Origin of the sequence: Flagellimonas ulvae (assembly GCF_049333175.1) — a bacterium.
GTDB lineage: Bacteria > Bacteroidota > Bacteroidia > Flavobacteriales > Flavobacteriaceae > Flagellimonas.
The window spans coordinates 2,978,821-2,992,769 of the sequence record NZ_CP186325.1; the positions used below are offsets into that span (position 1 = coordinate 2,978,821).

The following is a 13,949-nucleotide window of genomic DNA, read 5'->3' on the forward strand; positions in this document are numbered from 1 at the left end:
GAAGCGATGAAGAAACTATTGCAAACCATGCGCTGGTACGGGCCAAATGACCCAGTGAGTCTTTCCGATATTCGGCAGGCCGGTGCTACTGGCGTGGTTACCGCTTTGCATCATATTCCCAACGGAAAAATCTGGCCAAGGGAAGAAATCCGCAAGCGCAAAGAAGAAATCGAAGCAGCTGGGTTACAATGGGCCGTAGTGGAAAGCATTCCCGTTCATGAAGAAATCAAAACGCGAAGTGGCAACTACAAACAACACATAGACAATTACAAAGCTTCCCTGGCACATCTGGCGGAAGTGGGCATTCAAACGGTCTGTTATAATTTTATGCCCGTTCTGGATTGGACCCGTACCAATCTTTACTATGAATTGCCCTCAGGTGCTAAAGCACTTCGGTTTGAAAAAGCAGCTTTGGTAGCTTTTGATTGTTTTATCTTGAAACGACCCAATGCCGAAAATGACTATACTCCTGAAGAATTGGTCAGAGGGGAATCCTATTTAAAAAATAGTTCAAAGGAAACCCAAGAAGCATTGGTCAAAACCATCATTGCAGGGCTTCCAGGGAGTGAAGAAGGGTATACCGTAGCGCAATTTCAGGAACAATTGGACACCTATGAGAAAATAGGCCTAGAAAAACTCGCTTTGCATTTGAAGCTTTTTTTGGATGAGATAATCCCAGTTTGTGAAAAAGTTGGAATCAATATGGCCATTCATCCCGATGATTCGCCTTTTCCCCTATTTGGACTGCCCCGTGTGGTCAGCACTGCCGATGACGTTCAACGCATTTTATCGCAAACCCCGAGTCCGAATAACGGATTGACCTTTTGTACCGGTTCTTTTGGCGTGCGAGCCGACAATGATTTGGTAGCAATGGTTGAAACCTTTGGTGACCACATCCATTTTGTTCATCTGAGGAGCACAGAACGGGATGACCAAGGCAATTTTCACGAAGCCCATCATTTGGAAGGTGATGTGCCCATGTTCAAGGTGATGAAAGCCCTCTCCCAATTACAACAAAGAAGGAATCAGTCTCTGCCCATGCGGCCTGACCATGGACATCAAATCCTTGATGATTTGAAAAAAACGGCTAACCCAGGATATACTGGAATTGGACGTTTAAAAGGGTTGGCAGAATTACGAGGGTTGGAACATGCCATTTTACAGATGAGTGATTCAGATTAATCCTTTATCGAATAATCATAGATTTTCTCCATCTCATCGTAGTACGCTTTCAGAACATGAAAGGCTTTCTTTTTGAAACCTCCATTGGAAATTAACCCTTTTCGATTCCACCCATCTTGAATTAAAGGCAAGTTTCTTCTGGGTGAACGAAAATCGGACAAAATCCAAGGGGTCATACCTCGCAAGGTGGGAATCTTCCGGAGCATCTTAAGTTGCTCCACATACAAATACTCCTGGTATTCTTCGGTCCATCTTGTTAGCTTATCCCCGTGATGGTTGTACAATGCCCCACCACCAAACTCACTTACAAAAAATGGTTTATTATTTGGGAGTTCCCATGTCACTTCCGAACATCGCTCCGGTAAGCCTGAATACCAACCGATATATTCATTACAGGCAATCATATCGACATCTTCGGCGAAAGGGTCGGGAATCTTAACAGTATCAGCGGTGCTTTTTTCATCCCTTTCCAGCGCAGCACTTATAAATCGGGTGTCATCAATAGCAAGGGCAATCTTTTTTAAATCCCTCAAAAACTTCAATCGTGAAGGAACTTCTGGGGTTTCATTCGCAACCGACCACACAATTACACTTGCACGATTTTTATCACGATGTACCAGCGTTTCCAATTGTGATTTGGCCTGGGCAAAAGCCACTGGGTTTTCATAATCAATGCCCCAGTACACAGGTATTTCTTCCCAAAGTAAAATGCCCAGTTTGTCCGCCAAACGGGGCATATGTTCATTATGGGGATAATGTGCCAATCGTACAAAATTACAGTTAAGTTCTTGTGCCCATCCGAAGAACATTTGAGCCTCTTCCATGGAATTTGCCCTACCGACCTTTATTGGGTTTTCTTCATGAAGACTGATGCCACGGAGAAAAATTGATTTTCCATTCAATAGGATATTTGGACCGTCCGTTGAAATGGTTCTAAAGCCAATATCATCCTGTAAAGTGTCCTCACCACAAGTGATTTCAGCCTTATACAATTTGGGGCGTTTGGGATACCACTTTTTGATACGCTTCGCGGAAATTTCAAATTCTGTTTTTCCCGTTTCATCCAACCGAAAGGTTTCCTGAATCTTTGCTTCCGGGATTCTAATCGATACATTCTGCTGTGTTCCATTCGATACTTGAATGTAGCCCTTGATTAGGTCTGCGTTTTTAGGGTCCAGTTGAATTTTGTAATCCTGAATATGGGTTTTGGGCACTGCTATCAACTTCACATCGCGGGTAATACCGCCATAATTCCACCAGTCCGTCGTGAAGTTCGGCACACGATGTTTTTCCCTTTTGTTGTCCACACGAACCACCAAAGAATTCCCTTTAGGCTTTAGTTTGTCAGAGACCTCAAAGTTGAACGGGTCGAATCCTCCCAAATGCTGACCAACCTTTTCCCCGTTGAGGTATACATCGGTCTGATAATTGGCTGCTCCAAAATACAGAAACACTTCAGTCCCCTCCTTTAGGCTATAATCGAACGTAGTGCGATACCAAATCGCACCCTCGTAATACTCCAGTTTTTCGAATTGACTGTTCCAATCCCCAGGTACTAAAATCTCTGGGGAAGTATTGAAATTGTACTCCACACGGTCCCAGCGGTTTTCAATCACCTTATCAGTGTAATAGGGCTTTGCGGATGCCTTTGTGGATTCCGCCTCATCAAAAGGAAGCCAGTTTCTATGGTTGCGATACCCCGTATCGTAGGGGTCGATAACATACTTCCAGTTGCCATTAAGCAAGGTCGAAGGTCTACTGTATGCATTTTGGAGCAGCGGTTCTTGAGACCATATAAACTGCATTCCAAATAGAAAAAACAGAAAAAAGCCAAGACGTATTCTTTTCATAGGTCAATCGTTTGTGGGCAAAAGGTTCATGTTGATTTTAGTGTTCTCAAAAAGTATTTGCGAAGCTTCCGAAACCACCTCCAATTGTGGAGATTGGTGAATGGCACAGTTTTCAAAATATACTTTTCGAATGGGCTCTTCAGGTCTTCCTTTGATGACAATGGATTTGCCCGTGGCTTCTTCGATTTGAATATTCTGGAAATAAAAACCTTGATACGTGGTGAAGTATTCGTTTCCCCGCCAGCCTTTATAATCCGTGGTGAACTCAAATCCATATTTCACGGCTTCAACCTTGATGTTTCGTATAAAAACATTTTCGATAAAGCCTCCCCGGTCGGGATTGCTTTTAAACTGAAAAGCATGCTTTCCACTGGATACCAATTCGCAGTTCTCCACAAAAACGTTGCGAACCCCTGCTGACATTTCGGAACCTATACAAAATCCACTTCCCACTTCGGTCTTGAAGCTATTGTTTCGAACGATGATATTTTCATTGGGAGGATACGGCCATCCATCCTGGTCACGACCTGCTTTTAGCGCCACGCAATCATCATGCGTACTTATAACACAGTTTTCAATAAGAACATTTTTGCAGCTTTCGGAATTAATCCCGTCGTCATTGGTAGTGCCTGCCCCAATATTCAGCGAACGGATGGTAATGTTTTCCGAAAGTACGGGATGAATTGTCCAAAACGGGGACCCCTTGATACTGAAATCCTCCAAAAGAACGTTCTTGCAGTTGATGAATTCAATGGCCGAGGGCCTCAAATAATGTCCCGCTCCAAAAACCCGTTTTTCCAAAGGGATTTCATCATTACCCATTTGTCTCAGCTGTTTCTTATCGGCATCCTGTTTTTCTTTCCAGGTGTACCATATTTGTTTGGTCTGCCCATTGATCAACCCCTTTCCAGTAATCGCTATGTTCTCCACATCAATTGCGTAAATAAGTGGCGAATAATTCATGAGAAAGGTACCCTCCCATCGCGATTTTACAACAGGTAAATAATCTGAAGGATTCGGCGAAAACCAAAGTTCTGCCCCGTTCTCCAGATGCAATCGGATGTTTGATGCCAAAAAAACACTTCCCTTGATATTGTATCTTCCAGGATTGACTTTTATCGTACCGCCTCCATCTTCGGAAAGTTGGGAGATGGTCTTGTTGATGTTGTTTCTAAAATCCGTGGTGTCCTTAATAACCACTGTCGTATCCTGAAAGGAAGGCACTTGAATAGCTTCCAAAATATCCGGATAGGTCACTGACCAGCCCTTAGTAATGGTTTGTTGGGCCTTTTCTTTGGTGAAATCATCCTTAGGTTGCGGGTTACATGCTAAACTGAACAGCATTGGAATAATTCCAATTATTGTTTTTGTTTTTAAATCGCATTGTGACATACCTCTCGAAAACCTCATAACTTACTGGAATTCAAATTGGTGCACATCGCTTAAAAACCGTAATCCAAAAGCTGTGGCAATGTCGCGATAGATGAGTTTCATTTTTCCGTTGTCTTTCGCTTTTTGGCGAATCTCGTAATAGCCTCCTGCCAAGTTTTCATCCGGGTGTTCAGCTGAAAATTGATTTTTTAGGGTAAAGTCCAGTGCTTTTTTAATGTTGGCCTTGAAATCCACATGACCCAATTCCAGTAATCGTAGCCAAAGAATTCCCGCGAAAGAAGTCCCTGAACCACAGGGAGAGCGATCATCCACAGAGCCATCGGTATAGCTTAAGTAAAAAATCACTCCATTTTTTTGTTGGATGGAGGCCAGTCCATGGCCTGTTTTAAGGGCAGCATCCAAGTATTTTTGATTCTCGGTCAAGGTGTAGGCTTCAATCAGCGCCTCCGCATTCCAAGTATTGAATCGTGCATGGATTTTTCCAGTATTTGGATCATTGGGCTCAAAATCCATCCAGAAGCCATTGTCACTTTGACTGGTGACTAGTCCATCGCAAACCTCCAAAAAGGCATTTTTATAAAGTTTCTCTCCCTTAAACTCAAACATATCTTTCCACAAATACCCCTCGGCATTAGGCCGCGCAACTTGTTTCAGGGTGATTTCATGACCTTGATGTTGGGTATGCGGACTTTTATCTTTCCAGATTTCCCCAGATGCTGGGTCAACAATATTATAACTTAACCGATGCTCAGGAAGATAGAGGTTGTTCAAAATCCATTTTCCAGCGGAACTGGCGACCTCAGCATATTTAGTGTCTCTTGTCACCTCGCTTAGATCAAAGAGCCCCGGTGTTCCATCGGTAATGGTGGTCGTGTTGATTAGATTTCCTACGCTTGCGCCATGAATAGCATTCATATAGCCTTCAAGGCGGTGTCCCTCAGGAAATTGTAGACTTACCCACCAGTCCCCGCCTTTTATAGCATAGTTTAGGGCGTCTTGGTTTTGGGTCACTTGGTAGGCTTTCAAAAGCCCTTGAATCAATTGTCCTGTGTGCCAGGCCGGTTCATACTCCAGCCAGGTACCGGATATCATTTCGTAATCCCCTTTCGCTTTTCCAGCAGCATCCAAACAAACGCTTCCTGCATGTTCTATGCCGCGATTCAATGAAATCTCTATTTTTTGTTGATATGCTTCGTCTAAATCGAGGGATTCCCTTTGAGCACAACCCAGAAAACACCAAAAGAGTGGAATAGCAAGGAATAGTTTACGGGTCATGGGATGATTTTGACATTTAGGGTATCCAAGGAAACATTGTGCTTCCAAAACAAAGGGATGGAATCATTCGGGACTTGGTTAAAGGTTACATTCTTCAATCGGACCTTTTTCGCATCAGCAAGTATGAACTTTCCCTTTTCACGAACAAAATCGGATGTCGAGGCCCACTGTTTAATTTTTTTGTTTCCCTTTGGCTTTTTCCATGAAGAATTATCCAGATGCCCCATGAAAGTTACATTCACATTTTCCAGTTGAATATCATCGATCATTTGCGCTGGATGGCCTGACATATAAAAAATACCGTTTGTGGCAATGGAACAATCCTCAAACCGAATATTTTCTATTTGACCCACGGGAGAATCCTCTTTTCGCTGATGAATATCTATAAAAATACCATATTCCTGTGCATGACGAGCTCCGGTTTCCGCATCAATATCTTTAAAGAGAATGTCCCGATAGACCCCACCATCCATCATAAACAAAGCCATCGCATAGCGGGTTTTACGAATGGTAATATCTTCAAATACTATGTTCTCTGTAAAATGGCCACTGCCCGTTCCCAGTTTTAGGGCAGAGTCATCACTCTCCAAATAGCAATGCTTTACCAAAACGTTTTCCACTGTCCTAGGTCTGGGATTGCCTTTTGGATCATGCCAAAGGTCTGCTTTGGAAGTTACTTTAAGACAAATGGCATCATCTCCCGTTCGAATGTCCGCATTGGTTACTGCAATATTTCTGGTATTTCGAATGTCTATTCCATCCGTATTGGGACTCTGGGGATTGTTCTTTATGGAAATACTATCCACGGTAACACCATCACAAAAGTTGAAGTTAAGGGTATGCGACGGACTATTTTCAAAGTGTATTCCGGTTACTGAAACGCCTTTGGCATCACTGATGACAATCCAAGGTTGCGGTCGTTCCGTAAACTTCCAATCCTTATCATAAAAAGCGGTTCCGTTACCATTAATGGTTCCCTTACCTTTAATTATGAGACTATCGGCATAAGGGGCCGAAATGAAATGTCTTTCAGGATAATCTTTCATGTTGGGACTGGCCAAGAGTGTCGCTCCTTCATCAATTTGTAAAGTGATATCAGGACCCAATGTCAATGCTCCGGTTAAAAAGGTCCCCTTCGGGATGATAACTTTTCCTTTTGATTTTAACGCCTTATCAATTGTGGACTGAATGGCTTGTGTATTCATCGTCTTACCATCGGGAACCGCACCAAAATCGAGAATATTGAGCTCTTTTTGACTTTGCCCTCTACAGGATATCAAGAGAAATAAACCAAAGACAGGAATCAGCCATACCGCATATCTCATTTGGTGTATTTTTTATCGTAAGCCCTCACCTGATCTTCATCTACCTCCACACCCAACCCTGGTCTATTGCTAATATGCAAACGACCATTTTTAAATTCCGGAAAACCGGTTAAACAATCAAAAGCCCCAGGCGCTTTTTCACGTAGCGCAAACTCCTGTGGAAGCGTCGCCATTTTTGTGGCGCAAACCCAATGGAGCATACAAACCGTGCTCAAAGAGGGTCTAGAATTATGGGCTACCAGTTTCACCCCTTTTTCGGCAATAAAGTCACCAATCCGTTTTCCTCCGGTAAAGCCTCCGCACTTTAGCAAATCTGGATTTACCGCCCATGACCCCCCATAGGTCAATAAATGCTGAATCTGTTCTACCGTATAGGCGTGTTCGCCAAAAACGATGGGGATATTCACGTTATCCACTATTGCCTTGATGGCTTCGTAATCGTAAGGCGCTGTAGGTTCTTCCCACCATGCCAAGTTGAATTCCTCAAGTTCTTTACCCAAGACAATGGCCCTTTTTTGGGTATGTCCCATGTTCGCATCCATAGCCAATTGAATATCGGCACCAATAGCTTCGCGAAGCGCCCGAGCGAAATCAACGGTATTGTCGTTGGGAGGGTCTTGGTTTTCGAGTCCCCAACGCATGCGAAATTTCAGCGTTTTATATCCTTCTTCGACCAATGCTTTGGCCTTGGCCGCTGCCTGCTCTGGTGTAGGATAGACATCTCTTGTAAAACTGGCATATACCTCCACGGAATCCCTTAGTTTACCCCCTAAAAGTTCGTAAACGGGTTTCTGGGTGGCCTTTCCCATAGCATCGTAAATGGCACAATCGATTCCGGATAAGGAATAGGTAAGCAGTCCTCCGGGACCTAAATCATATTCGGACTTGATGCAATAGTCCCACGTCTTTTCTATGTCGAAGATATTGGTGCCTTCAAAGTAGTTTTTTAGGGTTTTTTCAATCAAGGTACGGGAACTACGTTTGTCATTGGGCATGGCTTCAGCCCATCCTTTAATACCATTGTTGAGCTCTACCGAAACAAAAAGTGCCTTTCGAAGCATGAAAGTATCGATGTCCTTTATGACAAAATCATCATCCCTGGCCATCTCCTTAAACATGGCTATCGAACATTCATTCGATTTCAGACTCCAGATAGGAAAAGGCAACCCTGTTGCCAGGGTTGCCGATGAAATCGTTTTAATGAATTCTGATCTATTCATTTACAATTTCTTTAAACTAAAACTAACCAACTCAAACTTATTTTTATTCTCTCAGTGTACCATCAAAATTTATGGTCCATCCTAAGGTCCAATCATCATCTGGTGAAACGGCTCCCACGAAGTTCACAGCATCGAAGAAATCCCCTAGTGTCGAAGCATCCGATGAATTGGTAGTAGAAACCCCAATGAAGGTGTCCGTTAAGGTTATTTCGTCTACCGAATTCTGATTTGCTGGATCTAAGTACTCATCATCAATGCTGCTATGCAATCCGTCCTCATCTTCCGCCTGACCGTTACCAAAAACGGCGGAATTTCTAATAATCATATCGCCGTCATCACTTCTGTTTCTAAAGGAATCATCAAAACCAGTAACAATAAAGTTATGGAATTCTCCTTGGCCTCCATCCCGTATTTGGACCCCATCAGTGTCTCCAGCTCCATCACCAAGGATAAGTGGACCAATGACAGTGACGTTGGACATTATAGCATCGGAGTTTCTAGGGGATTCATCAGTGTCTCTTCCGAGAATACCTTCACTATCATCAACATCTGTAAGAATAACCCAAAACTGTCCATTGCCTTCCCAGCCATCACTGTAGCGGACACCACGATCATCTGGTTTGGTTATCAAGATATGTTTTAGGTTTACAAAACCTCCTCGCATACGGATTCCGGTATCATCAGCATTGTGAACTTGAACAAAGTCAATGGTGGTTACGCCACCTACTTGTCGAAGTTGGAGTGCCTCATCGCCATTTCCACCATTTTCTATCCGAACATATTTCAAAATCCCTGAATTACCTTCTGGGGTATCATCCCCTCTTAGCACGACACCTATCCAATCCCCATCATCTGGGTCTTCAGGTTGATTGGGAGCGGCATTAATGGAGGTAAATACAATGGGTTCTTCCAGAGTTCCTTCAGCCAATAGGGTTCCCCCAACGCGAACATTTAACTCGGTATTCTCATCTAAGGCATATATGGTTGTTCCTTCTTCAATGGTCAAGGTGGTGATATCATCTACTTCAACTTCTCCGTTGAGTAACCAAAGGTTTTCTTTATCGAATGTTTCATCAAAATTGATTCTACCGGTTACCTGTCGGAAAGTGGTTCCGTTGATGTCCACATCCTCAAAAGTAAAGGCGGGTTCTACTTCTGAAACTGTTGCGGTAAAAGTTACACTTTCTGATTCTCCCAACGAGTCGATAATGGTGAACGTAAAGGTTTGGGTAGTGCCCAAAAGGTCATCCGTTATTAAGAACTCCAATGTGAAGTCATCTTCTCCCTCTGTTCTTTCTGGATAGGTTATACGCTCTATTACAGAATTGCCCCTTTGCACCACAAACTCCCTAAACAGGGCGGATGCTTCATATTCGGCAGTTACTCTAATGGTTTGGCCAATACGGAATGATCCACTATCTATGGAAAGTTCTATTTCAGGGGAATCAAAGGTTGGTGGTTCAAATGAATCATCATCGTCATTGCAAGAAAACACCAGAAACAAGGTAATGATTGCGATACCTGTGCGCATGAGTTTACTTTTTATTCTCATTGTGTTAGAATTTAAAATTTAGACCAAATCGTGCGGACCAATCATAAATCTCATAATTGGTAACTTGGCTGCGTACAGACTGGAACTCTAAGTTAGGTTCGTTGGTAAGATTTACGAATTCAACGAAGACCGTTAAGTTGTCTGAAATCTTTTGGGATGCGTTTACATCCAACTGATAGCGTTCTTCCAAGAAAAAGTCCTGTTCTGGGTCATCCGAAAAACTTAAAAGCGAACGTCCATTATAGTTCAAAGAAGCTCTTGCACTGAATCCACCCAAATCATATGAAAGCGCAGCGTTCCAGGTGTTATCTGCTTGACCAACAAAAGAAACATCATCTCTAACGAGAGTTTCTTCTGTATCCTCATCAAAAAACTCAAAACTACTGTTGGAATCAACCCATGTGTAGTTTAAAAAGACGCCAAGACCTGAGAGAAATCCTGGCAAAAAATCAAGTTTTTTGGTAAAGTTTAACTCTACGCCCAACAACTCAGCTTCATCCCCATTTATTGGTTCAGTTTGAAGGAATACATCATTGTTGAAATCGACATTGGAAATCTGATCAAAAATGAAGTTTTCAATCCTCTTGTAGAAAACTCCACCAGAAATAACTCCAGCTCCCTTTAAATAGGATTCAAAAAGTAAATCAAGATTATCTGCACTTGCAGGCAACAACTCTGGATTTCCAGTAGTCAACAACTGGTCTGCAAAGTTGATATTTTGTGATGGGACCAAGTCTTGAAGTTCCGGTCTGGCATACGATTGGGTATAAGCAAACCTAAGGTTCGTGCGGTCATTAAGTTCATACCTAAGATGTACCATAGGTAAAAAGAAGTCATAAGAATTACTTCCGGAAACTGGTTCTGATGAAATTGGAACAGCCGGAGCTCCATCTTGAGCTGGCGGTTCTATCTCCAACCTTAATGCATCATAATTCACATCGGTTTTCTCATAACGTACGCCAGCCAAAACCCTGAATTTATTAAACTGTAGTTTTCCTTGGAAATAAGCGGCATAAACGTCTTCACCCGCATCAAAAAAGAAGCTCTCACTGTTAATACGAGAAGCGTTTTCATCAATTTGGTAGGCCGCTTGGTTATCCATAAAATGCTGCATGGCTCTTTGTGGGTCCGGAAAACGCCCCATTTGGTAGCGACCATCAAAAATGGAGCTTTCATTGTTGTCAAAGACCTGAGTGAGATTGTACGGACCGTTGAATTCATTGTACTCTATGGTGTTTCTTCTTCGGATATTATCCAAGTCTCGATATTTTCCTCCTGTTTTGAATTCACCCGCATTTTTCCCAAGATTAAAAGGAACCGTAAGGTTTATTTTGGCTACAGTATTATCGCCTCGGTTCAATATGGGTTTATCTTGTTGAAACGAATTGAAATCATAGGCTGCGTAGTCCTCAAAGTCGAAATCTGGAGAAGAGAACAAGGTGAAATCCCCATCTCTGGTCAGTTGTAGGGTTAAATCACGTTCCCGGAAAACAAAGCGATCACTTCGTAAAACCCTTTCCGAACGAGTGTAGTTGATTCCATAATCAAGTTGTCCAAAAGTTCCAAGCGGATGCTTTCCATCAAAGGTTATTGTGATGTTTTCCCTATCAATTACGCGATCATTAATGTCACGCCTCACACGTACATCATTATCTGGACCGGCAACATCGGGATTTAATGGGTCATTGTAGTTGTTCCTTGGACGAAAACGAATCCTTCTTCTTAGAGACTCATCTTCAAGTTTATTGTATATGGCTTTAAAGATTACCTGAGAGTTGTCGTTAAAACGATAGTCAAATGTAGCATTCACTCCAATACGGGTCCTTTCGTTCAATAGTGGGCGTAATCGGTAATCATCAATGACATTGGCCCTAAATGAATTAGGGTCATCTTCGCTACCGATTCTTCGATTACGGTAAGTTGCTTCAAACCGCTCTTCACCGTTTACTGTGTTGTAGTAGCTACCTCCAAACAATATTCCAAATTTGTTATCGGCAAATCTTCGGTCATATTTTAATCTAACGATTTGACTTCCTCTTCGAAAAAGGTCATTATATCCGCCCCCAATAGATCCTTTAATTCTTCCTTTGGCCGAAGCTGCCGTTGGTGTTATTAGATTAATAGCTCCGCCCACAGCGTCACCATCCATATCTGGTGTAATCGCTTTGCTAACTTCCATGGAAGCTAATTGGTCGGCACTAATTAGCGCAAGACCTTCTGTACGACCACCACCTTCATCCGTAGTTGGAATTTGCTCACCGTTTATGGATACCGTGGTAAAGTTTTGTGGGGTCCCCCTGATTTTTACGATACTTCCCTCACCGTTGTCCCTCTCAATAGTAACACCAGAAACACGTTGCATGGCTTCTCCAACATTAATATCTGGAAAGCGGCCAATTAAATCTGCTGAAACAATGGTTTTGATGTTGTCTGCATTCTTCTGTTGATTGAAAGCTCGTTGCTGTCCTTCCAAACTTCCCGTTACAATTACTTCACCTAAGGTGTTAACTGATGGTTGCAATACAATATCTCCCAAAGAAAGGGAAGAAGAATTGACTTCGATTGTGGTTCGATAGGGTTCAAAACCTATATAGGAAACCTCAATTTCATGAGATCCATAAGGAACTCGAGGCAAATTGAACAATCCTTCTAAAGAACTACTGGTTCCAATAGCCAACTGGCGAATCACCACCGAAGCACCAGGAAGTGGTTCTCCTGCTTCTCCTAAAACACGTCCACTTACGCCACCAAATGATTGGAAGGCTAAAGCGTAGGAAGAATTCTTGTCAGGCTCGTTGCCCCAGGAAAGGACAAAACCAAAACATAAAAACAAGATTGGGACAATTGTTTTTCTGATTGTTAGCATCTTCATTACTTGATAATCAATTTCAGTTAATTTGTTTGTGCAATCGATTGCATAAATAATAAAGAAATATTAAATTCACAAATAATAGATTGAAAAAATGCGTAAATATTAATAAATAAGAGCTTTTTCTTACATTTAAAAAACTTTGTCCAATATTTTTAAATAGACAAATTAATCTATAAATTGCGCAATCGATTACATTTATTTATAATTATAAGAGCTAAGTATTTTTGTAGAAAGTTCGGTTGAACCTAATGGAAAACACTAAAAAAACTACCATACATGATATCGCGGAAAAGTTGAATGTTACAGCTTCTACGGTATCGAGAGCTCTAAATGGAAATCCTAGGATAAGTGACACCACCCGTAAGGCTGTTCTTAAAACGGCTCGGGAGCTTAACTACGAACCCAACCAAATAGCATCGGCTTTGCGAAGTGGCCGCACGCAACTCATTGGAATGTTGGTTCCTACTATAAATCGTGCTTTTTTCTCTTCCATAATTAGAGGTGTTGAAGAGGTTGCAAATTCCTTGGATTATCGGGTAATTGTCAGTCAATCGAATGAGGTATTTGATAATGAGGAGAACGCGGTCAAAGCCTTTTTGAACGCACGGGTGGATGGAATTATTGCTTCTATTGGTAAAAATACCCAACAGTTTGATCACTACCAGCAGGTTTTGGAACGTGGACTTCCACTAGTATTGTTTGATAGAACCACACCCAACTTGCAAACCAGTCAGGTTGTGATTGATGATTATCAAGGCGCTTACTTAGCTACTTCCCATTTGATTGAACAAGGGTGTACTAAAATTGCACATTTCACAACGGAACGAAAAATAAATATTTATAAGGAGCGCTATCGTGGATATGTGAACGCATTGGAGGACCATGGCATTGAACAGGACGAAGCTTTGGTTTTTAGCGGTAATCTTCAGCTTGAGGATGGGCGTTCGCACGCACAAGATTTATTAAACAGTGGTGCAGATTTTGATGCCATATTCTCTGCCAGTGACTATGCGGCCATGGGAGCTATGCAGGTTTTAAAAGAGAAAGGACTCAAAATACCCGAGAATGTCGCTTTGGTGGGTTTTTTGAATGAACCTTTTACCTCTTTCACCGATCCTCCTTTGACTTCAGTGAATCAGTTTCCCATAGAAATGGGACATACAGCTGCCAATCTTTTCTTCAACGCCCTCAATTCAGAAAAAAAGAAAATCGTCCCCAAAAAAACGGTCTTACAACCAGAATTGATTGTTAGGGCCTCATCATTGAAAAAGAAATCGTAAA

9 protein-coding genes are annotated in these 13,949 nt (G+C 42.2%); 2 read left to right on the forward strand and 7 right to left on the reverse strand.

Going from position 1 to position 13,949, the window contains the following annotated elements; genetic code table 11:
* Positions 1 to 6: 6 nt before the first annotated feature.
* Positions 7 to 1,182 carry a mannonate dehydratase gene (gene uxuA, locus ACOKFD_RS13710; protein WP_422858427.1) on the forward strand — a complete coding sequence of 392 codons (1,176 nt, stop codon included), beginning with the start codon at positions 7 to 9 and terminating at the stop codon, positions 1,180 to 1,182.
* On the opposite strand, the gene ACOKFD_RS13715 is transcribed toward uxuA, so the two are convergent.
* The 7 genes from ACOKFD_RS13715 to ACOKFD_RS13745 form a co-directional block, all read right to left on the reverse strand.
* Positions 1,179 to 3,032 (reverse strand): glycoside hydrolase family 2 protein, encoded by a 1,854-nt coding sequence (locus ACOKFD_RS13715; RefSeq protein WP_422858428.1) that lies wholly within the window; start codon positions 3,030 to 3,032, stop codon positions 1,179 to 1,181. The two genes, uxuA and ACOKFD_RS13715, sit on opposite strands and share 4 nt — an antisense overlap.
* Before the next feature lie 3 nt (positions 3,033 to 3,035).
* Entirely contained in the window at positions 3,036 to 4,376 is a 1,341-nt protein-coding gene (locus ACOKFD_RS13720) for a glycoside hydrolase family 28 protein (protein WP_422858429.1), read from the reverse strand.
* A gap of 69 nt (positions 4,377 to 4,445) precedes the next feature.
* Positions 4,446 to 5,699: a hypothetical protein gene (locus ACOKFD_RS13725; protein ID WP_422858430.1), complete on the reverse strand. Its 1,254-nt coding sequence runs from the start codon at positions 5,697 to 5,699 to the stop codon at positions 4,446 to 4,448.
* Entirely contained in the window at positions 5,696 to 7,024 is a 1,329-nt protein-coding gene (locus ACOKFD_RS13730; protein WP_298995649.1) for a glycosyl hydrolase family 28 protein, read from the reverse strand. Before ACOKFD_RS13730 ends, ACOKFD_RS13725 begins: the two co-directional genes overlap by 4 nt.
* On the reverse strand, positions 7,021 to 8,244 hold the full coding sequence (locus tag ACOKFD_RS13735) for a mandelate racemase/muconate lactonizing enzyme family protein (protein WP_422858431.1): 1,224 nt from the start codon (positions 8,242 to 8,244) through the stop codon (positions 7,021 to 7,023). The genes ACOKFD_RS13730 and ACOKFD_RS13735 overlap by 4 nt, the downstream gene beginning before the upstream one ends.
* A gap of 43 nt (positions 8,245 to 8,287) precedes the next feature.
* Complete coding sequence (locus tag ACOKFD_RS13740; protein WP_422858432.1) at positions 8,288 to 9,775, reverse strand: hypothetical protein; 1,488 nt, start codon at positions 9,773 to 9,775, stop codon at positions 8,288 to 8,290.
* A 25-nt stretch (positions 9,776 to 9,800) separates the two neighbouring features.
* Positions 9,801 to 12,662, reverse strand: coding sequence for a TonB-dependent receptor (locus tag ACOKFD_RS13745; protein WP_422858433.1), 2,862 nt, complete (start codon positions 12,660 to 12,662; stop codon positions 9,801 to 9,803).
* Positions 12,663 to 12,916: 254 nt separating this feature from the next.
* Between ACOKFD_RS13745 and ACOKFD_RS13750 the strand changes: the two genes are divergently transcribed.
* Entirely contained in the window at positions 12,917 to 13,948 is a 1,032-nt protein-coding gene (locus ACOKFD_RS13750) for a LacI family DNA-binding transcriptional regulator (protein WP_422858434.1), read from the forward strand.
* Position 13,949 lies beyond the last annotated feature (1 nt).

Coding starts and splice junctions, on each gene's coding strand:
- ACOKFD_RS13735 (WP_422858431.1), bottom strand. CDS start 8,244: ATGAATAGATCAGAATTCATTAAAACGATTTCATCGGCAACCCTGGCA.
- ACOKFD_RS13720 (WP_422858429.1), bottom strand. CDS start 4,376: ATGCTGTTCAGTTTAGCATGTAACCCGCAACCTAAGGATGATTTCACC.
- ACOKFD_RS13725 (WP_422858430.1), bottom strand. CDS start 5,699: ATGACCCGTAAACTATTCCTTGCTATTCCACTCTTTTGGTGTTTTCTG.
- uxuA (WP_422858427.1), top strand. CDS start 7: ATGAAGAAACTATTGCAAACCATGCGCTGGTACGGGCCAAATGACCCA.
- ACOKFD_RS13715 (WP_422858428.1), bottom strand. CDS start 3,032: ATGAAAAGAATACGTCTTGGCTTTTTTCTGTTTTTTCTATTTGGAATG.
- ACOKFD_RS13745 (WP_422858433.1), bottom strand. CDS start 12,662: ATGCTAACAATCAGAAAAACAATTGTCCCAATCTTGTTTTTATGTTTT.
- ACOKFD_RS13740 (WP_422858432.1), bottom strand. CDS start 9,775: ATGCGCACAGGTATCGCAATCATTACCTTGTTTCTGGTGTTTTCTTGC.
- ACOKFD_RS13730 (WP_298995649.1), bottom strand. CDS start 7,024: ATGAGATATGCGGTATGGCTGATTCCTGTCTTTGGTTTATTTCTCTTG.
- ACOKFD_RS13750 (WP_422858434.1), top strand. CDS start 12,917: ATGGAAAACACTAAAAAAACTACCATACATGATATCGCGGAAAAGTTG.